The organism is Agrobacterium tumefaciens (genome assembly GCF_005221325.1).
Taxonomy (GTDB): domain Bacteria; phylum Pseudomonadota; class Alphaproteobacteria; order Rhizobiales; family Rhizobiaceae; genus Agrobacterium.
Genome location: NZ_CP039888.1, coordinates 2,893,558 through 2,915,691, shown reverse-complemented (window position 1 = coordinate 2,915,691; position 22,134 = coordinate 2,893,558). Strand labels below are relative to the sequence as shown.

Genomic DNA, 22,134 nt, shown 5'->3' with positions numbered 1-22,134 from the left:
GCCTATTTGCACGCAGCGATTTTACTTGGGAAATACCGGCCGAGCTTGTTTCAAAGCGTTCTAAACTAGAATGTTTGACACAAGTTTGTGATTGGGTCAGAACTCGCTTGCCGCAGCCTGAAGTCTGTTCATGCTGCCCAAGGAGAGGGATCATGATCCGCAAAACCATTCTCAGCGCGTCTTTCGCGCTTTTGGCCGCATCGGCGGCTTTCACCGCGCTTCCCGCGCAGGCTGCGACCGACGCTGCCGCTGTCATCAAGCATTATGCCGATGTCGCACATGCCAAATACGAGGATTCGCTGACCACGGCGAAGACGCTGGACAAGGCCATCGATGCGCTGATCGCAACGCCGAGTGAAGAGACCCTCAAAGCCGCGCGCGAAGCCTGGATCAAGGCCCGTGTTCCCTATCAGCAGTCGGAAGTCTACCGTTTCGGCAACCCGATCGTCGATGATTGGGAAGGCAAGGTAAACGCCTGGCCGCTGGATGAAGGCCTGATCGACTATGTCGACGCCTCCTACGGCACAGAAAGCGACGAAAACGAACTTTACGTCGCAAACATCATCGCCAATCCGAAGATCAAGATCAGCGGTGAAGAGGTCGATGCCTCCAAGATCACCCCGGAGCTGATCGAAAGCCTGCACGAGGCAGGCGATGTCGAAGCCAATGTGACGACCGGTTATCACGCCATCGAATTCCTGCTCTGGGGCCAGGATCTGAACGGCACGGGACCGGGCGCCGGCAACCGCCCCTATACCGATTATGACAAGGCAAAATGCACGAACGGCAATTGCGACCGCCGTGCCGATTACCTGAAATCCGCCTCCACGCTGCTGATCAAGGATCTTCAGGAGATGGTGGACGCCTGGGCGCCGGAGGGTGAAGCCACGAAGACGGTGGAGGCCGATCCGAAAGCGGGCCTCACCGCCATTCTGACCGGCATGGGCTCGCTCTCCTATGGTGAGCTGGCGGGCGAACGCATGAAGCTCGGCCTGCTGCTTCACGATCCGGAAGAGGAGCATGATTGCTTCTCCGACAACACCTATAATTCGCATCTCAACGACGCCATCGGCATCGCTTCGGCCTATACCGGCAATTATACCCGTGTGGACGGCACGAAGATGACCGGCGCCTCGTTGTCGGAACTGGTCGGCGCCAAGGACAAGGCGCTGAACGACGAAATGGCCGGGAAGCTGAACAAGACGCTCGACGCCATGCACGCAATGGAAAAGCGCGCCCAGACGGTGGAAGCCTATGACCAGATGATCGGCGAAGGCAACAAGGAAGGCAATGCCGTGGTTCAGGCGGCCATCGACGGTCTCATTGACCAGACGAAGACCGTTGAACGCGTCATCGCGGCGCTTGATCTCGGCAAGATCGATCTTGAAGGCTCCGAGAGCCTCGACAACCCGAACGCCGTCTTCAAATAAGCGGCAAGGCGGGCCGCAATTCACTGCGGCCCGCCCACCAAATGTGCCTTCCGACCGCCATGGAATTGTCGCTGTCTCCGATCCGCAAGCCGTTTTTCTTCGCCGGGGCAGCCTGCCTCGTGGCGTGGGCGACGCTTGCCGCGCCGCTGCGTGACGACCTGACGGAGAAAGACCGAAGCCGCGTCTCGGCCGTCACTACGCCAACGACCGATTTTACGAGGCCGGAGCCCTTCGAGGCCATGTCCGGTGGGGCGACCACGAGCACCGGCAAGGCCGATGGCAACGCATTTTCCCAGCCTTCCGCCACCATGCCTTTCGAGCGGAAACAGGATTTCAAGCTTGGCAACGCGCTGTTCCAGAAGCTCTGGGTCTCCTCCCCCTCCTCCACGCAGGCCTCGGACGGGCTTGGCCCCTTCTATAACGCCCGATCCTGCCAGACTTGCCATGTGAAGGATGGCAGGGGCCGCCCGCCACTTGCAGGCGAAGACGCCGTTTCGCTGTTTCTGCGGTTGGCGCGACCGGCCCGGGACGAGACGGAACGGGCCGCGATTGGGCGCCATGAAGTGTTGAATTTTCCCGACGCTACCTATGGCCGGCAGTTGCAGAATCTTGCCATCCCCGGTCTCTCCGCCGAGGGCAGGCCGGTCATCACCTACATTGAAATGCCGGTGCACCTTTCGGATGGTGAGGTGGTGATGCTGCGCAAGCCCACCTATGCCGCAGCGGAGCTGAAATATGGTCCGCTTGGCACCGATACGACGCTTTCGGCGCGGATCGCCATGCCCACCCTCGGGCTTGGCCTGATCGAGGCGATCAGCGAGGCCGATATTCTGGCCAACGCAGACCCCGATGACAAAAATGGCGACGGCATTGCCGGGCGCCCGGCCTGGGTCAGGGATCATCGCGCCGGCGAGGTGAAACTCGGACGGTTCGGCTGGAAAGCGCAGAATGCGAGCGTTCGTGACCAGAGCGCCAGCGCCTTTTCCCACGATATCGGCATTTCCACCCCCGATGCGCCGAATGCCTATGGCGATTGCACCAATACTCAGAAGGACTGTCTGGCCATGCCGACAGGCGTGCAGCCGCGGCTGGGGCCGGTGGAAGCGCCGGACCCGGTTCTCGATCTCGTGACCTTCTACACCGAAAACCTCGCTGTGCCGCAGCGGCGCAATGCCGGGGATCGGGCCGTTCTTGAGGGCAAGCAGCTTTTCTATACATCCGGCTGCACGGCCTGCCATACATCGAAATTTGTCACCCGCCGCGATGCCGCCGATCCGATGCATTCTTTCCAGCTGATCTGGCCCTATTCGGACTTCCTCCTGCACGACATGGGAGAGGAGCTTGCCGATGGCCAGCAGGTCGGCGAAGCGAGCGGTCGGCACTGGCGCACCCAGCCCCTCTGGGGCATCAGCCTGACGCAAAGGGTGAACGGCAACGGTTTTTACCTGCATGACGGGCGGGCGCGCAGCCTGACGGAAGCCATATTGTGGCATGGCGGCGAAGGGCAAAAAGCGCGCGACGCCTTTGCCGCCTTGCAAAAATCCGACCGGCAGGCTTTGCTGGCCTTTCTGGAGTCTCTTTGATGAACAATGCCATGCGAAAAATTTCCGGCGTCATCTCCGTGCTGCTGCTTCTCACCACGCCGCCGGCAAGGGCGCAGGATGTGGAACTGTTGCCGCCGCCACCGCTCGACCCCGCGCAGGTGCGGAGCGTGATGGAAAAAGCGGTGAACGGCTTCATCCGCCCCGGTTATGACCACTTCCGGCAGTCTGCGGAGACGCTGGAAGGCAGCATGAAGGCCTTCTGCGCAGCACCCTCCAAAACAACGGAGGCGGCAGCGCAGGCGGCTTTTACTGAAACGGTCTTGAACTGGTCGACAATCGAAATCATGCGTATCGGCCCTGTCATCGAGAAGAACCGCTTCGAACGCGTGCTTTATTACCCCGACAAGAAGGGTCTCGGACTGAAGCAGGTGCAGCGTTACCTTGCCGACAAGGATGAAAGCGTTACCACCGCCGACGGCCTGAAAGGCAAGAGCGTCGCGGCACAGGGACTCGGCGCGCTGGAGTTCGTGCTTTACGGCACCGGCGCGGATGAGCTTCTCGACAAGAAGGGCGATTTCCGCTGCCGTTTCGGCGCCGCCATCGCCGGCAATATCGCCAATGTGGCGGCAGAGCTTTCCGACAGCTGGAACGCACCTGACGGTGCGCAGAAAAACTGGACACAGCCGGGACCGGACAACCCCGTCTTTCGTGACGAGCGCGAGGCGCTGGTTGCCCTGCTCGGCATTCTCGTGCACGGCGCAGAGGCGATCCGCGACCAGCGGATCGAAACCTTCTACAAGGGGCCGGACAAGGCGAGATTTCCCCGCACCGCCATTTACTGGCGCTCAGGCCTGACCTGGAAGAGTATTTCCGCCAATATCAAGGCCGTGCAGACTCTCCTGCATACCGCCGATATGGTCGAACTCGTACCGCCCGATCAGCGCTCCATCGTCAATTCCATCGACTTCATCGCCAAATCGATGATCCGGGTTGCCGGGACGATCGATACGGATGTGGAAAAGGCGCTGGACGAGGACGACCAGCGCGCCAAGGTGGACTATCTGCTGCTCAACGGCAAAGACCTGATCTACCGCCTCAACGACCAGTATGGCGGCGCGATCGGCCTCAGCTCCGGCTTTTCCTTTGCTGACGGAGACTGAGCGATGATTTCCGGCAGCAAGCGGATGCTGATCGACCGGCGCAGCTTCATCAAGGCGGCGGGTATTCCCTTCCTTGCCGCCCTTGCCCCGCAGTCGCTCCATGCGCTGGAACGCACCGACGCCGTCTTTGCCTCCGCCTTCCGCGCCCGCGATGGCTCCTACGGCATTGCGACGGTGAGCGAGCGTGGCGAGATCATCGATCGCGTCGCCTTGCCCGCCCGCGCCCATGGAATGGCGATGAGCCATGCGACCGGCATGACGGTGGCCTTCGCGCGCCGTCCCGGCACTTTCTTCATGGCCTTCGATCCCATGCGGCGTCAGGAGCCTGTCGTGATGCACGCGCCTGAGAACCGGCACTTTTATGGCCATGGGCAATTCTCGCCCGATGGCGCAATCCTCTATGCCAGCGAAAACGACTTCGACGGCAATCGCGGCGTCATCGGCCTTTACGACACCCGGAACGGTTTTATCCGCATCGGTGAATATGACGCGCATGGCGTCGGCACCCATGACATGACGGTGAGCGATGACGGGCGGCTGATCGTGATCGCCAATGGCGGCATTGAGACCCACCCGGATTTCGGCCGCACGAAACTCAATATCGACAGCATGGAACCTTCCCTCGTGCTACTGGATGCCGCCACCGGTCAGCTGATCCAGAAACATGCGATGCCGGAGCAGCTGCGGCAGCTTTCCACCCGCCATGTCGATCTCGGCGATGACGGCCGCATCTGGTTCGCCTGCCAATATGAAGGACCGCGCAACGATCTTCCGCCGCTTGTCGGCCATTTCTCGAAGGGCGAGGATCTTGCCTTCGTCGATCTGCCGCACGAAACGACCGTACGGCTTGCCAATTATGTCGGGGCCATCGCCGTCAACCGGCGCGAAGGGCTGGTGGGCCTGACCTCGCCGAACGGCAACGCCGCCGTGACACTTGATGCGAAGACAGGACGCGTGGTCTCGGAGGTTAGCGTGCGGGAAGCGGCGGGTGTTGCGGCGGCTACCGGCGGCATTGCGGTTTCCTCCTATGACGGATTTTTCGAGGCCATTCGCAGCAACGTGGCCTGGGACCAGCATATCGTGCGCCTTTCCGGCTAAAATACTGAAAAAGCAGGGGAACCAAAGCGTCGGCCGCGCATTGGATGCGTAATGAAGAATCTGGCCGTGCATATTGTTTTTGTGGTTGTCGTTGTCGCTATCGGGGCATTGATCGGCGTCAACAATGTGCCGGGCGAATGGTACCAATCGCTGCAGAAACCATTCTTCAATCCCCCCAACTGGAGTTTCGGGCCGGTCTGGACTGCGCTTTACATCCTGATCGGCATCGCCGGCGCGCGGACGTGGATCAGGAAACCGATGGGGACGCGCATGCGCCTCTGGTTCACGCAGATGGTGCTGAATTTCCTGTGGTCACCGATCTTTTTCGGCATGCAGAGCCCGGCCGGCGCGCTCGTCATCATCGTCCCCATGCTGATCTGCATCATCGCCTTCATGGCGCTGACCTACCGTCGCGACCGCATATCCATGTGGCTTTTCGCGCCCTATGCCTTGTGGGTCGCCTTTGCCACGGTGCTCAACGCAAGCATCGGTTTGCTGAACTAATTCGCGGCAAGCCCTTGCCTTGCCCAGCGCCACGCGCCATGTCAGTCTGCGACAGGGCAGAAGGCAGGCAGGTAGGCCATGGAGATCACTGATCCCGGCGATTTTCGCCAGCGGATAGAAACTAGCTTCGCGCGGCAGGGCGTGGTGCAGGCCATCAATGCCGAGATAAGCCGCATCGAACACAGGCTGGTGGAAATAGAGCTGCCTTTCCATGAAAAGCTGACACAGCAGCATGGCATATTGCATGCGGGCGTCATTGCCGCCGGCCTGGACACGGCCTGCACTTACGCGGCCTATACGATCATCGAACCGGAAGCCTCGCTGCTGACCATCGAATTCAAGGTCAACCTCATGTCGCCGGGACGTGGTGAGCGGTTCCTGTTTCGCGGCGAGATCATCAAGCCCGGCAACAATCTGATCGTGGCGGATGGCCGCGCCTATGCGCTCTCCGATGGACCTGCAAAGCTCATCGCCTCCATGACGGGCACTATGATGGTAGTGAAGGGGCGCGAGGATATTAGCGGATGAGCTATCGGCTTTCGCATGTTGCGGATAAATCCGTTCTTTTCGTCATGGCGGCTTCCGCAGAATACGGCCCCCATCTGCAGGCGCGCATCACGCCACTCATGACCGGGGTCGGCCCGGTCGAGGCGGCTATTTCGGTGACGGCCATTCTTGCCGGTCTCGATGCGGCCGACCATCTGCCCGATCTCGTCGTTTCGCTTGGCTCCGCCGGTTCGCGGACATTGCAACAGACGGGTATCTATCAGGCGATTTCGGTTTCCTATCGCGATATGGATGCGTCCGCCTTCGGTTTCGAGAAGGGGCGCACGCCGTTTCTCGATCTGCCCGCTGAAGTGGCCCTGCCTTTGCGGATACCCGATATTGCCGAGGCAAGACTTTCCACCGGCGGCAACGTCGTTTCTGGAGAAGCCTATGGGTTGATCGATGCCGATATGGTGGAAATGGAGACCTTTGCGGTCTTGCGCGCGTGCCAGCGCTTCGGTGTGCCCCTCATCGGCCTGCGCGGTATTTCCGACGGCAAGGCCGATGTGAACCATGTGGACGACTGGACGGAATATCTTGATATCATCGATGAAAAGCTCGCCGATGCCGTCGACCGGCTCTGCCGCGCCATCGAGGATGGTGTGATTGCCCTTTGAAACCTTGCGATTTTCGCAAATTTCCGCCGTTTGACGCCCGCTTCCGGGTTGCCTAAAGCCCCGCTTTTCTTTAAAGGCTCGCCATGACCCAGATAGCCCATCCCGACAGCATTCTCATCATCGATTTCGGCAGCCAGGTGACGCAGCTGATTGCGCGCCGCATCCGCGAAGCCGGGGTCTATTGCGAAATCCACCCGTTCCAGAATGCCGCAGAGGCGTTCGAGAAGCTTCAGCCCAAGGGCGTGATCTTCTCCGGTGGCCCCGCATCCGTGACGGCGGAAGGAAGCCCTCGCGCGCCGCAGGCGGTGTTCGACAGCAAGGTTCCGATCCTCGGCATCTGCTACGGCCAGCAGACGCTCTGCACGCAGCTCGGCGGCGTGGTCGAGGGCGGCCATGCGGCGGAATTCGGCCGGGCCGATATCGACATCAAGAAGGCAAGCCCGCTGTTCGACGGTTTCTGGGAACAGGGCAAGAGCTATCCGGTGTGGATGAGCCATGGCGACCGCGTGACGAAGCTGCCGGAAGGTTTCGAGGTCATCGCGACCTCCGAGAACGCACCTTTCGCCATCGCGGCCGACGAGGCGCGCCACTATTACACCACGATGTTCCACCCGGAAGTGGTGCATACGCCTGACGGCGGCAAGCTGCTCTCCAACTTCGTTCACAAGATCGTCGGCCTCAAATCCGACTGGACGATGGCTGCCTACCGCGCCGAGATGATCCGCAAGATCCGCGAGCAGGTCGGCACCGGCCGCGTGCTCTGCGCTCTCTCCGGCGGCGTCGATTCCTCGGTTGCGGCGATCCTAATCCATGAGGCGATCGGCGACCAGCTGACCTGCGTTTACGTTGACCACGGCCTGATGCGGCTTGGCGAAAGCGAGCAGGTCGTCGGCATGTTCCGCGACCATTACAACATCCCGCTTGTTCACGTTGACGCCGCCGACATGTTCCTCGGCGAACTCTCGGGCGTTTCCGATCCGGAAGTAAAACGCAAGACCATCGGTCGTCTGTTCATCGAAGTCTTCGAGGCCGAAGCGGCCAAGATTGCCGCCGATGGCAAGGGCGCACCGAAGTTCCTGGCGCAGGGCACGCTTTATCCTGACGTCATCGAAAGCGTTTCCTTCTCCGGCGGCCCTTCGGTCACCATCAAGAGCCACCACAATGTCGGCGGGCTTCCCGAGCGCATGAACATGCAGCTCGTCGAGCCGCTGCGTGAGCTCTTCAAGGATGAAGTGCGCGCGCTTGGCCGCGAACTCGGCCTGCCGGAAAGCTTCATCGGCCGTCACCCCTTCCCCGGCCCGGGTCTGGCGATCCGTTGCCCCGGCGCGATCACCCGCGAGAAGCTCGATATTCTGCGCAAGGCGGATGCGATCTATCTCGACGAAATCCGCAAGGCCGGTCTCTATGACACCATCTGGCAGGCCTTTGCCGTGCTGCTGCCGGTACAGACCGTCGGCGTCATGGGCGATTACCGCACCTATGACTTCGTCTGCGCGCTGCGCGCCGTGACGTCAGTGGATGGCATGACGGCGGATTTCTATCCCTACGACATGAACTTCCTTGGCCGCGCGGCAACCCGCATCATCAACGAAGTGCGCGGTATCAACCGCGTCGTTTATGACGTGACGAGCAAGCCGCCCGGCACGATCGAGTGGGAATAAGGACTATAATCGATGCCGTGACGTTGCTGCCGCAACGCCCGTATCGAAGGCAGTTTTAAAGATGACGCCGCGACTAGTTCGCGGCGTTTCTTTTTTGTCGTGTGAGATAAATCATCTGGGCGGTCAGGCCAACCACGAGGATTGCCAGCAATCCTGCCTGAGCGCCGAGAAGCAGCGGCGATTTTAGGTCCGTAACTATCGGGTGACCATCGGGGACGCGACGCAGAATTTCGCTAACCGTTGGCACCATCAAAAGAAACGCAGTGATGCTGAGACAGATGGTTTCAATATATCTGGCGATACGCGTTGAACCCAGAACGCGTTCTATTCCATAACCCGCAAGCAGGAACAGGATAGTCAGGACACCAACGCCGTAGCTGACCGGCTGATGCGCCACGAGGAAGACCGTCGCAGCACCAATCAGCATGGAAACGAGATAGATTGCACCCGGCGTGGATCGGGGAACGATTCGACCGTGACGGGCAAACATGTAGATGGCCACGGGAATGGCCGGGAGGCTGCCGAGTGTGTGGACCCAGCCAAGCGGAGAAATACCGAACATGCGAGATTGCCTTTCTCTTCCAGAAAGTTGGGGTGGTCCGGGAAGCAGGATGTCACCGACATATCTGCAAGCGGTGTGTTGTCTGTTGATTGGTCGGCAACTCGCTCGGGTCCTGCGTGCACTCCCCTCGCAAGGTGCCGTTTCAAGCGGTGATGCGCTCCAGCATGGAGCGGGTTACCGCGCCAAAGGTCGCGGCATCGCCGTGTGCACGCGCCGAAAGCATTGCGCCGTGCACCGTGGCCATGAAGATTTCAGCATTGGCCCGCGCTGTTCCCGTTAGTACAAGGCGCCCTTGAGCAGCGCCGCGTTCCAGCACGGTGGTGAGCCAGTCCGAGAGACTTCGAAAATGCGCACGTACTTCAAGAACGACCGTTTCAGGAAGAACCGGTATCTCGCTGGCAAGCAGCGCACAGACGCAGAAGGGATGAGTAGCGTCAGCGATACAGCCTTCCCAATAGCCGATATAGGCGCGAAGCTGTTCCAGCGGATCAGAGATGTTTCGCTCCAGCCCGGCGATACCGGCTTCAGCTTCCTGCCTGTATTGTGCAACCAGTTTGCGGACCAAATCCGCTTTGCTGGGAAAATGGTGGTGGATACTCGCATTGCGAATGCCGACCACATGGGAAATATCGGCGTAGCTGAAACTGTTGTAGCCACCTCTTATAATCAGGGTGCGCGCGCACTGGAGAATGTCATCGGCTTTGCTTTGCAGATTTTTCATGTTCATGGCCTACCAACTAGTAGGTAGAATGTCAACTCGTAGCGAGTTCGCACACTGGGCGATCGATCCTCTCTCCTATATGCCGTGCCTGACGCAATATGTTCTCTTTTTGTTCTTTCAATTTTTCCCGCCGATGATAATATCGCGGCCTTGGCATGGCCGTGGAGCATCGTCATGGGTTTCGAGTTGACGGATAAAGGAGGGTTAAGGCAGCTTTTCCTTGAAGGGTTTGAGCCGGAGAAACAACGCCGGATCAATCCGCGATTTAGCAGCAAGGTCTTGATCGTGGTGAAGCCGCCGGCGGCCCTGGCGGGGAGAATTTTTACCGATGCGTCGAGCCATGCCGCAGGGCGAACGAAGCGTGAGGCCTATCCGGCGGAGCTTCTGCACATCACCCTGCTCTGTGTCGGATGTTTCGACACCGTGCCTCGCGGCCTGGTAAACCGGCTGAAGGCGGCACTGGGGGAGATAAGGGCGCGGCCCGTTCCAATCACATTCGATGGGAGTTCGCTTTTCGGCAATCGCAACTGTCTGGTACTGAGCAGCCGCCGCGAGATGCTGGAGCTCAGGGCCCTGGCGAAGATGGTGCAGCGCGCCCTTTGGCGGGCAAATCTTCCCTACATCGCCGCATCATCGTTTACGCCGCACCTCACCATGATCTATGGCTGCGGGAAAATCGAACCCATGCCTGTTGAAAAACCCTATAGCTGGCTGGCGGGCAGTTTCGAACTCATCTTCAGCCATAATGGGGAAACGCGGCACGAATCTCTGGGACGCTTCGCGCTTTCGGCGAAGGCGGACCGCTACGAGCAGCCAGAGAGTCAATTATATCTGCCGGAAAAAATATTCAGCCTGCCGAAACGACCGGCCCGAAAGTTAGCGGCGCGATAACGTGGGCCCGAAAGGCATGGTATCCATGCCCGAAACTATCTGCTGCTGGGAAGCAGCAGGAACGCGCCTAGCAATATACGACAGAGGCGCAGTTCAAATCATCCGCGGCACCCGCCGAAAACCGAGCGGATTTCGGTAACAGACGCAAGCGAGGCGATTTCGCCTCGCTACAAACGATAAACAGCTTAGAGCTGGACCTTGTCGAAAGCCTTGCCGTCGATGCCAAGGGCTTCGAGATCGGCGCGGGCGGGCTTGCGATGTGCGCGAACAGCGGCCGAAACCGATAGCGCTGCACCGAGAACGGCGAAAGTTTCACCGAAGAAGTTACGCGATGTCTTTGCAACCTGACGCATTTTTCTCTCCATCTTTGATGCCCAGATAATGGGGATTTCCGCCCTGTTCTACAACTCATGATGTAGCAGGGAAGCCATGCAGCTTTGCTCGCGCTCGTTCGGATATCAGCTACTTCGATTTTGCATGGCTCAGGCGTCATGCTTCAAAAATGGCGCAAGGCACATCAGGCGGCGGCTTGAATAAGATGGATATTTTGTTATGCCGGAAGGTCTAAAGACGAAGAGGCGATAGCATGACGGTCACGATTTACGGCATCAAGAATTGCGACACGATGAAGAAGGCTAGAAGCTGGTTGGAGTTGAACAGCGTCGATTATTCTTTCCACGACTACAAGGCAGCCGGCATCGACCGCAACCATCTGGAAACATGGTGTGATGCCGCCGGCTGGGAAACGGTGCTCAACCGGGCCGGTACGACCTTCAAGAAACTCGACGATGGCCAGAAGGCCGATCTTACCCGCGAAAAGGCCATCGGACTGATGCTCGCGCAGCCCTCGATGATCAAGCGCCCGGTGCTGGAGACGAAGGGCAAGATAACCGTCGGCTTCAAGCCGGAAATCTACCAGACCCTTTTTGCCTGAACGCAGCCCTCCATGTCCAAAACGACCCGCGCCACCCAGATGCTGACCAAGGCCGGTATTGCCTTTACCGCCGTCACCTATGATTACGATCCGAATGCCGACCGCATCGGTCTACAGGCGGCCGAGGCGATCGGTGAGGCGCCGCATCTGGTGCTGAAGACGCTGATGGCGGAGCTGGACGGCAAGCCAGTTTGCGTCGTAGTCCCCTCCGACCGCGAGGTGAGCATGAAGAAGCTTGCCGTCGCCTTCGGGGGCAAATCCGCCAGCATGATGAAGCCCGCCGATGCGGAACGGGCGACCGGTTACCATGTTGGCGGCATCAGCCCTTTCGGGCAGAAGAAACAGGTGCCGACAGCCATTGAAGCCGATGCCATGGCGCATGATTACGTCTACATGAATGGCGGGCAACGTGGTTTGCAGGTGAGGCTCTCGCCCCAAGATGCCCAGAAAGCGCTTGATGCCATTGTCGCACCGCTGGTTGCGGAATGAGGCGTAAGGAGCGTTCCTGAAAGCATTTGGCTTTCGGAAGGAATGGGCTATGGTCGGCGCCTCCTATGAAATAGACGAAGGCAGATCATGACCGTTTCCCCCATCGATCCCGTCAAACTCGAAAAACTCGCGGAAGTCGCCGTCAAGGTCGGCCTGCAATTGCAGAAGGATCAGGATCTGGTGATCACTGCGCCGCTGGCGGCCCTGCCGCTGGTCAGGCTTTTGACCAAACATGCCTATATCGCGGGCGGCGGGCTGGTCACCACTTTCTACTCCGACGAGGAAACCACGCTTTCGCGCTACCGCCATGCCAGCGACGCGAATTTCGACCGGGCTTCCGGCTGGCTCTATGAAGGTATGGCGAAGGCCTATGCCAATGGCGCGGCGCGGCTGGCGATTGCCGGCGACAACCCCATGCTGCTGGCCGAGCAGGACCCAGCCAAGGTGGCGCGCGCCAACAAGGCCAATTCCACGGCCTATAAGCCCGCGCTGGAGAAGATTTCCAACTTCGATATCAACTGGAACATCATTTCTTATCCCAACCCCTCCTGGGCAAAACAGGTCTTCCCCGGTGTCTCTGAGGACGAAGCGGTTCGCAAGCTCGCGGACGCCATCTTCGCCGCCTCGCGGGTGGATGTGGCCGATCCCGTCGCTGCATGGGCAGAGCATAACGCCAATCTTGCCAAGCGCTCGGCATGGCTGAATGGCGAGCGCTTCTCATCACTACACTTCACCGGCCCCGGCACGGATGTAAGGATCGGGCTGGCAGACGGCCATGAATGGCATGGCGGCGCTTCCACCGCCAAGAACGGCGTAACCTGCAACCCGAATATTCCGACCGAAGAAGTATTCACCACGCCGCATGCGCTGCGCGTGGATGGTTACGTTTCCAGCACCAAGCCCCTTTCGCATCAGGGAACGCTGATCGACAATATTCAGGTGAAGTTCGAAGCCGGCCGCATCGTCGAAGCCAAGGCTTCCAGGGGCGAAGCTGTGCTGAACAAGGTGCTCGACACCGATGAGGGTGCGCGGCGTCTCGGTGAAGTGGCACTTGTGCCGCATTCCTCACCGATCTCGGCAAGCGGCATCCTGTTCTACAACACGCTGTTCGATGAAAACGCCTCGTGCCACATCGCGCTCGGCCAGTGCTATTCGAAATGCTTCCTCGACGGCGCCTCGCTGTCGCAGGATCAGATCAAGGCGCAGGGCGGCAATTCCAGCCTCATTCATATCGACTGGATGATCGGCTCCGACAAGGTGGATATCGATGGCGTGAAGCCGGATGGCTCCACGGTTCCGGTTATGCGCAAGGGCGAATGGGCCTGAGGATGCCTACTTCGGCAACTGGCTGCGCTGACTGAGCCAGATGCTGAAAAGCACGGCAATGAACCCGGCGATCTGCGCTGGCGCAAGGCTTTGGCCAAGCGCCAGCCAGCCCAGCACGGTCGCCACAACAGGACTTAAAAAACCGAGCGATGCAGCCGCGGAAGGTTCGATGCGGGCTAGCCCACGAAACCACAGAAGATAGGTGAGCGCCGCACCGATAAGGCCTAAATAGGCCATACCGAGAATATTGGCGGCCGTTGGCGCCGGCAGGGCCGGCTCCAGAAAATAAGCGACCGGCAGAAGAAGAATGCCGCCCGCCGTCAATTGCCAGGCGGTGAAGGTGAGGTTCGAGACCGGCGGTCGCCATTTACGGGTCAACACGGTTCCGAAGGCCATGGAGACAGCACCGGCCAGACCTGCGGCAATGCCGATACCATCAAGCGCCGCGCCGGGCGTCAGCACCAGAAGCGCAACACCGGCAATGCCGAGAAAACCGGCGACGATGGCGAGTGGCCGCACGGCTGTTGAGAGAAACAGCCGCGACAGACCGATGACGATGAGCGGCTGCACCGCGCCAACCGTCGCTGCGACACCGCCGGGCAACCGATAGGCCGAAACGAAAAGCATCGCCCAGAAAAACGAAAAATTCAGTGCGCCGAGAATGAAGCTGCGCGGCCACCAGATGCCCTGCGGCAGCTTTCGGACGAGAAGCAGCAACAGGACACCCGCCGGCAAAGCACGCAACATGGCGACATGCAGAGGGTAGCCCTGCGGCAAGAATTCCGTGGTGACGAAATAGGTGGTTCCCCAGATGGCGGGGGCAAGCGCGGTCACCAGCACATCGGCGGCATAGGTCGTATTTTTCTTCATTTCAAGAATCTCTATATCAAGATAAATCCAACTTAGTCGATTTTATCTTGACGTCAAGATATCAATTGTTATGCCTTGGTGATGAGCAAGGAACCCATGGACCACGTCGACCATATTCTCGCGCAATGGCGGAGCGAGCGCCCCGATCTCGATGTCGGCCCCATGGGGCTGCTAGGGCGCCTGCACCGGCTCAGCACACATCTCGGCCGCGAGGTGGAAGCAGTGCTCTTGAAACACGGCCTCTCCTCCTCCGCTTTCGATGTGCTGGCGACGTTGCGGCGCGCGGGCGCACCCCATCGGCTCTCTCCCGGCGATCTTCTGGCCATGACCATGGTCAGCTCCGGCACCATGACAAACCGGATCGACCAGCTGGAAAAAGCCGGGCTGGTGGAGCGCATTCACAATCCACAGGACCGGCGCAGCGTCTTGATATCGTTGACAGAGCGCGGCTTTGCCATCGTCGAGGAAGCGGTTGGCGCGCATGTCGAAAACCAGCACCGTCTTGTCGCTCATCTCACCGAAGAGGAGCGCCTGGCGCTTGATGGGCTGCTGAAGCGGTTCCTGCAGGACTTCGAGGAATAGATTTACGCCGCGGATGGAACCGGTAATCACGCGGCAAGGGCGCTTGTTTCCGCAGAAAAAATCCTGTAAGCAATTTTCCATAAACCTGTACTACAGGTTGGAGGAAAAATGTTAAACGCCATTTCACATGAATCCGGCCTCGTCAGCAGCACGATCGGCGCGATCACCCGTCATATCCGCGAAAACGAACTTGCCCCCGGTGCGAAGCTGCCGAGTGAACTTTCGCTCTCGCAACAGCTCGGCGTCTCACGCACCGTCGTTCGCGAGGCTTTCCGGTCTCTGTCGGCCATGCGGCTGATCGATGTCAGCGCCGGCAGACGCGCAACCGTGGCGACGCTGGACCATGGTGCGATGTCGCTGATGTTCGAACATGGCATTCACACCGAGCAGATCAACATCCAGCAAATTTACGACGTGCGCCGCACCATCGAAGTCAGAACCGTGACCCTTGCGGCCCTGAGGCGCACGGGTGCGGAAGCGCTTACCGTCCTCGATCACGCGAACAATATGGAGCGGGATTTCAGTGACAATGACAAGGTGATGGAGCACGACCTTGCCTTTCACCTTGCCGTTGCCAGAGCCTCCAAGAACCCGGTTTTCGAACTCATTCTCGGCGCTTTCCAGAATGTGACACGCCAGACCTGGCCGATTGGCTGGAAAAGCCGCACCTCGGATGCGCAGCGCCTTGCCGCGTGCGAACTTCACATCGCCATCGGACAGGCCATTGCCGCGGGCGATCCGCAAACCGCCTCAACGCTGATGGCGCGGCATTTCGATGAAAGCGTGCATGCGCTTCTGGCGGCCGGTATCGCCTGATTTTTTCAACGCAGTCCCAGATGGAAACTGACTGCCTCTGGAGGAGACATCATGAAAATTACGAAACTCGAGACCGTCCGCGTGGCGGAACGGACAAACCTGCTCTGGGTTCTGGTCCGTACGGATGAGGGCATTACCGGGCTCGGCGAAACCTTCTTCGGAGCGGAGACAGTGGAGACCTATGTGCATGAATATATCGCGCCGCGCGTGATTGGCCGCGACCCGCTGCAGATCGACCTTCTGGCGCAAGACCTTGTCGGTTATCTCGGCTTCCGTTCATCGGGCGCAGAAGTGCGCGGTAATTCCGCCTTCGACATCGCGCTGTGGGACATTTTCGGCAAGGCCACCAACCAGCCCATCGCCCAGTTGCTCGGCGGCTTCAGCCGCAAGGAAATCCGCACCTACAATACCTGCGCGGGAACCGAATACATCAAGAAGGCGACTGGCCAGCAGACGGCCAATTATGGCCTCTCCGACGGCAAGGATTATGACGATCTGAACGGCTTCCTGCATCGGGCCGATGAGCTGGCCCATTCGCTGCTGGAAGACGGTATCACCGCCATGAAGATCTGGCCCTTTGATGCGGCGGCGGAAAAGACGCGCGGGCAATATATCTCGATGCCGGACCTGAAGACCGCGCTCGAGCCGTTCGAAAAAATCCGCAAGGCGGTGGGCGACAAGATGGATATCATGGTGGAGTTTCACTCCATGTGGCAGCTTCTGCCCGCCATGCAGATCGCCAAGGCGCTTACCCCCTACCAGACCTTCTGGCATGAAGACCCGATCAAGATGGACAGCCTTTCCAGCCTGACGCGGTATGCCGCCGTGTCGCCCGCTCCGATTTCCGCGTCCGAAACGCTCGGTTCCCGCTGGGCCTTCCGCGATCTCCTGGAAACCGGCGCGGCCGGTGTGGTGATGCTTGATATCAGCTGGTGCGGCGGCCTTTCCGAGGCGCGCAAGATTGCCTCCATGGCGGAAGCCTGGCACCTACCGGTCGCGCCGCATGATTGCACCGGGCCGGTGGTGCTGTGCGCCTCCACCCATCTGTCGCTCAACGCGCCGAATGCGCTGGTGCAGGAAAGCGTGCGCGCCTTCTACAAGACCTGGTATCGCGATCTCGTCACCGCCTTGCCCGAGGTGAAAAACGGCATGATCACCGTGCCGCCGGGTGCCGGTCTCGGCATGGAGCTGCATCCCGATATCGAAAAGACCTTCACCGTCAGCCGCCGTTTCTCAGATGCAGCGTCGATCTGATCAGAACAGGTTGCCCTGATTACCCGGGTCAGAAGAAGCCGGTTTCGCCGGCTTCTTTTTCGGCGCGGCGGCAGCATCCGGGGCGGGTGTCCCCTCTCCCGTCGTGATGGCGGAAACGCGGCCATCGGCAAATTCCATCGACACCACAGCACCGGAGGCGATGGCGGCAGCGCGGGTCAATGGCCGGTTTTCCTCATCGCGGATCACGGCATAACCGCGCTTCAGCACGTTCTTGTAGGACAGCGATTGCAGGATACGATCATGGGCGGCAAGACCGGACCGGTTCTGCGCCATGCGGTGCAATACGGCGGTATCGGCCCGGCGCGATGCTGTGACGACCCGTTCCTTCTGCCGTTCCAGCTGGCCAAGCAGGCGGGCGGGAAGCGAACGCAGGGCCGAATCGAAGGAATCGACGCGGCCTTTGCCCTGCAACAGACGGCGCTCCACCAGGGTCTCGGCCCGGTGCATACGCTCGGTGACGCGCTGCCTGTGGTGCTTCAGACCATTCAGCAAGGTTTCCGGTCTCAGTCCCGAGGCGGAACGTTCGAAGGCGCGGCGCTTGTTCAGCGTCGTCAATTCCAATCCACGGCCAAGACCGCTCGCGGCCTCATCGAAGCGGCGGCGCGGCAGGGCCAGAAGCTGATCGAGTGACGGCAAAGCGCGCACCAGCGCCCGCACACTCTGACGTCGATTATCCATCTGCCGCGAAACCGAACCGGACAGGCGGGCAGCAAGACCGGAAAGCTGCGCTTCGAGTTCGGCCCGCACCGGCACCGCCATTTCGGCAGCGCCTGTCGGCGTCGGCGCCCGCACATCGGCGGCATAGTCGATCAATGTCGTATCGGTCTCGTGCCCCACGGCGGAAATCAGCGGGATTTCGCTCTCGGCCGCCGCGCGCACGACGATTTCGTCATTGAAGCTCCAGAGGTCTTCCAGACTGCCGCCGCCGCGCGCAACGACGAGCACATCGGGACGGGCAATCTCGCCACCGGGCTTAAGCGCGTTAAAACCGCGAATGGCGTTCGCCACCTCCTCGCCCGAGCCTTCGCCCTGCACCTTGACCGGCCAGACGACGACGTGGACCGGAAACCGATCCGAGATACGGTGAAGAATATCGCGGATGACTGCACCCGTGGGCGAGGTGACAACGCCGATGACACGCGGCATGAATGGCAGGGAACGCTTGCGGGCCGCATCAAAAAGCCCCTCTGCCGCCAGACGCCGGCGGCGATCTTCCAGAAGCGCCATCAGCGCGCCGGCACCGGCAGGCTCGAGGCTTTCTATGACGATCTGGTATTTGGAAGACCCGGGAAAGGTGGTGATCTTGCCGGTGGCGATCACTTCCATACCCTCTTCCGGGCGGAACTTTAGGCGAGAGAAGGTGCCTTTCCAGATCACCGCGTCGATACGGGCACGATCATCCTTCAGCGAAAAATAGGCGTGGCCGGAAGAATGCGGACCACGATAGCCGGAAATCTCGCCGCGCACCCGCACCTGCTCGAAAGCCGTCTCCACCGTGCGCTTGATGGAACCCGACAGTTCGGACACCGAAAATTCGGCAAGATTGCTCAATGCGGCGTGGGAGAAGATATCGCTCATGACCGTTTGTAACCAAAACCCGTCGATTCGGAAATGCCGACATCGGCTCACCGATTTTAACGGCGATGAAACCATATCCTCAACTAACGAGTTAGGAAAACAGGGATTGGAGGAGACAACAAGGGTTCATTAGGGAAGGAGACGCTACGTCTTGTTCCAGACCCGGCAACCAAAGAGGAGGCGGCATCATGATTTTTCTTACCGCCACAGTGCTTGGCGTAACCGCAGTTGCGTTGCGTTCTGTCTTCAGCATCGTTTTCATCTGCATGCTGATTATCGGCGCCTACGGTATTGCAATGGTGCTTTCTTCCACGGCTGTGCCGCTGATGTCGCTGCTTTTGGCGCTCGCGGGTTATAATTTCGGCGTCGTGGGTGTCGTTATCGGCCTTCTCGTGCTGCAGCGCCCGCGCTCCACACAGCCGACACTTTAAAAGCCCACCCCGTTGAAACTTCCGCACTTCGCGCTGACCGAAATTTGCGGATTGGCCGTCGATCTTGCCATTACCTGCTTACTTATTTTCTATCTCGACATCGATCCGCTGGCAGCCCGTTTGCCGGGTGCGGCGGCGGGACTTGCGACGAGCTGGCGGCTGAACCGCTCAAATGCAAATGCACCTGACGCATTGAATGGCTTTCTTATGAACGCCGTCACGCTCATCTCCCGCTTCGTGGGCGTTGGGCTATTTGCCCTGCTGCTATGGCGCAACCCGCTGCTGCAGCCGCTTATCCCGCTTGCCCTCTCGGCGCTCGCCGCACTGTTGCTGGCGCTTTACGGCTATCGGCGGCTGCGGAGACAGCAGCGGGATCAGGATTAAACCGCTTCCCAACCGTCCTTTTCCGCCGCCCGGTAGATGGCGTCGATGAAAAGCTGGTTCTTCCTCGAATTCTCAAGCGTGACGACCTCGCCCTCGCCCCTCACCGCACGGGCAAAGGCCTCCGCCTCGAGCTTGTACTGGCGGCTATCCTGAAACCGGAAGACCTGCGACTGGTTGTGGGCCTGATTGGTCAGTTCGATTTCTTCCGCACCCCAGCGATTGGCGTTGAACGGCGACTTGATCTCGATGTATCCATCCGTGCCGTGGAAGACCATGAGCTGGCGGGCGGCAAGCTGGGTTGCCAGATAGAAGCTCAGCTCGAAATCGCCGAAATCGGCCCGGACGCTGGAATAGATATCGGTGCCGAATTCCCTGTCACGCTCGACGGTGGCCTGCACGCGTCTGGGCTCGGCGCCGGTGGCAAATCGGGTGACGATGGTCGGGTAGACGCCGATGTCCGGCAGCGCCCCGCCACCCAATTCAGGAATATTGCGCATATTGTCGGGATCACGATTGAAATAGCTGAAAGCGCCCTGCACATGTTTCAGCGTGCCAATGGCGCCCGAAGCCAGCAATTCCTTCACCTTGGCCCAAACAGGGGAATAGGTGACCATGAAAGCCTCGGACACGATGACGCCATTGCGGTCACGCACCGCGATAAGCGTATCGATCTCTTCCGCTTTCAACGCGATCGGCTTTTCGCAGAGAACATGTTTGCCGGCATCGGCGGCCTTGATGGTCCACTCCACATGTTGCGCAGTGGGAAGCGGAATATAGACCGCATCGATCACATCCGATGCCAACATCTCCTCATAGGAACCAAAGGCATGGGGCACGGAAAAACGCTCCGCAACCGCACGCGCTTTGGCGTGGTCGCGGCTGGCGACGGCACTGACCACGCAGTTCTGCGCATCCTGTATCGCCGGAATGACGTGATCCTGAGCGATTTTCGCCGTTGAGATTATTCCGAAACGCAACATTCCGTTCTCCCGCTCTGCAATTCTCCGGAAACTTATCACCGTCACACGGGCTGGCAAGCCGATGACTCACAATGAAATGAAGTATGGCCGAATTTGTCCCTCCTTTGTCTGTTCCGTTGCTTTTATCCCGATAAACAAAAGAGGATTATGCTATTCATGAACCAACTGGAGAACCATGAAATGTCCTCTTCCAACACCGCACTCCTCGTCATCGATGTTCAGGAATCCTTTCGGCATGCCCCTTATTTCGAAACAAGCGGGCTCGCCGCCTATCTGGAGAAGCAGCAGGCGCTGATCGATGGCGCCAAGGCTGCGGGAATCCCCGTCGTGCAAATCTTCCATGTCGATGGCGACCGGGCCTTCTCGGAAGGCAGCGGCTATATCCGCACGCTGGAGGGTGTGCGGATTGCCCCTGATGTGACCTTTCGCAAGAACCGGCACTCGGCCTTCGCCGGCACCGGCCTTGAAATCTGGCTGACGCAGAGAGGCATCAACCGGCTGATCGTTTCCGGCATCCGCACCGAACAATGCTGCGAAACCACCACCCGGCACGCTTCCGATCTCGGCTACAGCGTCGACTACGTAACCGAGGCGACGCTGACCTTTCCGATGACGCACACCTCCGGCACGGTGTTCAGCGCGGATGACATCCGCACGCGGACCGAGCTGGTGCTGGCTGGCCGCTTCGCGCGCATCGCCACCGTGAGTGAGGCGCTCACACCCCTGAAGGCAGCAGCCTGATGGATAGAGGCGGCACACACGTCATTCCCTTTTATACGCTTGTGCCGCCGCACGCGCTGCTGCTCGATATTGCGGGGCCTTTGCAGGTGATCCGCTATGCCAATGACGAGCAGAGCGATATTTTTTTCGACTGCCGCTACATTGCGGCACAGGAGAAGCAGCAATCCTCGATCGGCCTTGGCATTTGCGGGCTGGAGACCCTGCCTGACACCCTGCCGGACTATGCGTTCCTGCTGATCTCCGGCAGCACGTCGCGCTCCGAGAGCGAGCCGGAAACGCGACGGGAACGACAGGCATTGGCAGCATGGCTGCGCCGCGTCGTGCGTATTGACACGACAGTCATTTCCATCTGCTCCGGCGCATTGCTGGCGGGTGAGGCCGGGCTTTTCGACGGGCGAAGCTGCACCACGCATAGCGACTGCATCGATGCTTTGCGCCGCATCGCGCCACTGTCCCAGGTGGCCGAAAACCGCCTGTTTGTTGAGGATGGCAATCGATTTTCCAGCGCAGGCATCTCCACCGGCATCGATCTGATGCTGCATGTGGTTTCGCGGTTGACATCCCCCACTGTTGCGGCGCGAATTGCCCAAACCATGGTCATCTATCTCAGGCGCAACGGCAATGATCCTCAGATTTCTCCCTGGCTTACCGGCCGCAACCACATGCACCCCGCCATTCACCGGGTGCAGGACCGGGTAATGGGCGAACCAGCGCGGGATTGGTCGCTGGAGCGACTGGCCGATATCGCAGCACTCAGCGAAAGGCATTTGTCGCGCCTGTTTCGCGAGCATACCGGCATCAGCGTGATCGACTACGTCAATCTGATGCGGGTCAATCTGGCCCGCGACATTCTCACAAATAGCCGCCTCGATATGGAAGCCATCGCCGAGCGGGCGGGCTTTGCCTCCGCCCGGCATTTGCGACGCGTCTGGCAACAGCATAATCGTTTTCCGCCCAGCCACTATCGAAGCTTTCAGGCCTGATTTTCCCGGCC

The 22,134-nt window shown here is 59.7% G+C and carries 25 protein-coding genes; 19 read left to right on the top strand and 6 right to left on the bottom strand.

Translation table 11 applies throughout. From position 1 onward, the window contains the following. Positions 1-152: 152 nt before the first annotated feature. The 8 genes from CFBP5499_RS14805 (at position 153) to guaA (ending at position 8,560) form a co-directional block, all read left to right on the top strand. Positions 153-1,430 (top strand): imelysin family protein, encoded by a 1,278-nt coding sequence (locus CFBP5499_RS14805; protein WP_080826779.1) that lies wholly within the window; start codon positions 153-155, stop codon positions 1,428-1,430. A 59-nt stretch (positions 1,431-1,489) separates the two neighbouring features. After that, positions 1,490-3,013 carry a di-heme oxidoredictase family protein gene (locus tag CFBP5499_RS14800; RefSeq protein WP_175416794.1) on the top strand — a complete coding sequence of 508 codons (1,524 nt, stop codon included), beginning with the start codon at positions 1,490-1,492 and terminating at the stop codon, positions 3,011-3,013. Continuing rightward, the gene (locus CFBP5499_RS14795; protein WP_080826781.1) at positions 3,013-4,134 is read left to right on the top strand and encodes an imelysin family protein; all 1,122 of its coding nucleotides are present in this window, start codon (positions 3,013-3,015) and stop codon (positions 4,132-4,134) included. Before CFBP5499_RS14800 ends, CFBP5499_RS14795 begins: the two co-directional genes overlap by 1 nt. Positions 4,135-4,137: 3 nt before the next feature. Beyond that, positions 4,138-5,232: a DUF1513 domain-containing protein gene (locus CFBP5499_RS14790; protein WP_080826782.1), complete on the top strand. Its 1,095-nt coding sequence runs from the start codon at positions 4,138-4,140 to the stop codon at positions 5,230-5,232. Positions 5,233-5,283: 51 nt separating this feature from the next. After that, positions 5,284-5,736, top strand: coding sequence for a TspO/MBR family protein (locus CFBP5499_RS14785; protein ID WP_080826783.1), 453 nt, complete (start codon positions 5,284-5,286; stop codon positions 5,734-5,736). A 78-nt stretch (positions 5,737-5,814) separates the two neighbouring features. Then, positions 5,815-6,264, top strand: a complete 450-nt coding sequence (locus tag CFBP5499_RS14780) for a PaaI family thioesterase (RefSeq protein WP_080826784.1) — start codon at positions 5,815-5,817, stop codon at positions 6,262-6,264. Continuing rightward, complete coding sequence (locus tag CFBP5499_RS14775; protein ID WP_080826785.1) at positions 6,261-6,899, top strand: 5'-methylthioadenosine/S-adenosylhomocysteine nucleosidase; 639 nt, start codon at positions 6,261-6,263, stop codon at positions 6,897-6,899. Before CFBP5499_RS14780 ends, CFBP5499_RS14775 begins: the two co-directional genes overlap by 4 nt. Positions 6,900-6,982: 83 nt before the next feature. Continuing rightward, on the top strand, positions 6,983-8,560 hold the full coding sequence (gene guaA / locus CFBP5499_RS14770) for a glutamine-hydrolyzing GMP synthase (RefSeq protein ID WP_080826786.1): 1,578 nt from the start codon (positions 6,983-6,985) through the stop codon (positions 8,558-8,560). A gap of 73 nt (positions 8,561-8,633) precedes the next feature. On the opposite strand, the gene CFBP5499_RS14765 is transcribed toward guaA, so the two are convergent. Both CFBP5499_RS14765 and CFBP5499_RS14760 read right to left on the bottom strand, forming a co-directional pair. Beyond that, a complete protein-coding gene (locus CFBP5499_RS14765) occupies positions 8,634-9,122 on the bottom strand; it encodes a hypothetical protein (RefSeq protein WP_080826787.1) in 489 nt (162 codons plus the stop codon). 142 nt (positions 9,123-9,264) lie between these two features. Continuing rightward, positions 9,265-9,843, bottom strand: coding sequence for a TetR/AcrR family transcriptional regulator (locus CFBP5499_RS14760; RefSeq protein WP_080827512.1), 579 nt, complete (start codon positions 9,841-9,843; stop codon positions 9,265-9,267). Positions 9,844-10,017: 174 nt separating this feature from the next. Between CFBP5499_RS14760 and CFBP5499_RS14755 the strand changes: the two genes are divergently transcribed. Further along, the gene (locus CFBP5499_RS14755; RefSeq protein WP_080826788.1) at positions 10,018-10,734 is read left to right on the top strand and encodes a 2'-5' RNA ligase family protein; all 717 of its coding nucleotides are present in this window, start codon (positions 10,018-10,020) and stop codon (positions 10,732-10,734) included. Positions 10,735-10,919: 185 nt separating this feature from the next. Here the strand turns inward: CFBP5499_RS14755 and CFBP5499_RS30035 are convergent, their stop codons facing one another. Further along, entirely contained in the window at positions 10,920-11,087 is a 168-nt protein-coding gene (locus tag CFBP5499_RS30035) for a hypothetical protein (protein ID WP_003503889.1), read from the bottom strand. A gap of 233 nt (positions 11,088-11,320) precedes the next feature. On the opposite strand from CFBP5499_RS30035, the gene CFBP5499_RS14745 reads away from it, so the two are divergent. The 3 genes from CFBP5499_RS14745 (at position 11,321) to CFBP5499_RS14735 (ending at position 13,483) form a co-directional block, all read left to right on the top strand. Next, complete coding sequence (locus tag CFBP5499_RS14745) at positions 11,321-11,668, top strand: ArsC family reductase (RefSeq protein ID WP_080826790.1); 348 nt, start codon at positions 11,321-11,323, stop codon at positions 11,666-11,668. A gap of 12 nt (positions 11,669-11,680) precedes the next feature. Then, on the top strand, positions 11,681-12,157 hold the full coding sequence (gene ybaK, locus CFBP5499_RS14740; RefSeq protein ID WP_080826791.1) for a Cys-tRNA(Pro) deacylase: 477 nt from the start codon (positions 11,681-11,683) through the stop codon (positions 12,155-12,157). An 87-nt stretch (positions 12,158-12,244) separates the two neighbouring features. Then, positions 12,245-13,483, top strand: coding sequence for an aminopeptidase (locus tag CFBP5499_RS14735; protein ID WP_080826792.1), 1,239 nt, complete (start codon positions 12,245-12,247; stop codon positions 13,481-13,483). A 6-nt stretch (positions 13,484-13,489) separates the two neighbouring features. Here CFBP5499_RS14735 and CFBP5499_RS14730 read toward each other — a convergent pair whose 3' ends face one another. Then, entirely contained in the window at positions 13,490-14,353 is an 864-nt protein-coding gene (locus CFBP5499_RS14730) for an EamA family transporter (protein WP_080826793.1), read from the bottom strand. A gap of 81 nt (positions 14,354-14,434) precedes the next feature. Here CFBP5499_RS14730 and CFBP5499_RS14725 point away from each other — a divergent pair, with 81 nt between their 5' ends. The 3 genes from CFBP5499_RS14725 (at position 14,435) to CFBP5499_RS14715 (ending at position 17,005) form a co-directional block, all read left to right on the top strand. After that, entirely contained in the window at positions 14,435-14,935 is a 501-nt protein-coding gene (locus tag CFBP5499_RS14725; RefSeq protein WP_175416746.1) for a MarR family winged helix-turn-helix transcriptional regulator, read from the top strand. A 108-nt stretch (positions 14,936-15,043) separates the two neighbouring features. After that, positions 15,044-15,751, top strand: a complete 708-nt coding sequence (locus CFBP5499_RS14720; RefSeq protein ID WP_080826794.1) for a FadR/GntR family transcriptional regulator — start codon at positions 15,044-15,046, stop codon at positions 15,749-15,751. 51 nt (positions 15,752-15,802) lie between these two features. After that, on the top strand, positions 15,803-17,005 hold the full coding sequence (locus CFBP5499_RS14715; RefSeq protein ID WP_080826795.1) for a mandelate racemase/muconate lactonizing enzyme family protein: 1,203 nt from the start codon (positions 15,803-15,805) through the stop codon (positions 17,003-17,005). Here the strand turns inward: CFBP5499_RS14715 and xseA are convergent, their stop codons facing one another. Then, positions 17,006-18,604, bottom strand: coding sequence for an exodeoxyribonuclease VII large subunit (xseA, locus tag CFBP5499_RS14710; protein ID WP_080826796.1), 1,599 nt, complete (start codon positions 18,602-18,604; stop codon positions 17,006-17,008). A 188-nt stretch (positions 18,605-18,792) separates the two neighbouring features. Here xseA and CFBP5499_RS14705 point away from each other — a divergent pair, with 188 nt between their 5' ends. Then, a complete protein-coding gene (locus CFBP5499_RS14705; protein WP_080826797.1) occupies positions 18,793-19,035 on the top strand; it encodes a hypothetical protein in 243 nt (80 codons plus the stop codon). Positions 19,036-19,047: 12 nt separating this feature from the next. Continuing rightward, positions 19,048-19,419 (top strand): hypothetical protein, encoded by a 372-nt coding sequence (locus CFBP5499_RS14700; protein WP_080826798.1) that lies wholly within the window; start codon positions 19,048-19,050, stop codon positions 19,417-19,419. Here CFBP5499_RS14700 and CFBP5499_RS14695 read toward each other — a convergent pair. Next, positions 19,416-20,399 (bottom strand): Gfo/Idh/MocA family protein, encoded by a 984-nt coding sequence (locus CFBP5499_RS14695; RefSeq protein WP_080826799.1) that lies wholly within the window; start codon positions 20,397-20,399, stop codon positions 19,416-19,418. The genes CFBP5499_RS14700 and CFBP5499_RS14695 overlap by 4 nt on opposite strands. A gap of 180 nt (positions 20,400-20,579) precedes the next feature. Here CFBP5499_RS14695 and CFBP5499_RS14690 point away from each other — a divergent pair, with 180 nt between their 5' ends. Together CFBP5499_RS14690 and CFBP5499_RS14685 are read left to right on the top strand one after the other, a co-directional pair. Beyond that, positions 20,580-21,140, top strand: a complete 561-nt coding sequence (locus tag CFBP5499_RS14690) for an isochorismatase family protein (RefSeq protein WP_080826800.1) — start codon at positions 20,580-20,582, stop codon at positions 21,138-21,140. After that, complete coding sequence (locus CFBP5499_RS14685; RefSeq protein WP_080826801.1) at positions 21,140-22,123, top strand: GlxA family transcriptional regulator; 984 nt, start codon at positions 21,140-21,142, stop codon at positions 22,121-22,123. Before CFBP5499_RS14690 ends, CFBP5499_RS14685 begins: the two co-directional genes overlap by 1 nt. Positions 22,124-22,134 lie beyond the last annotated feature (11 nt).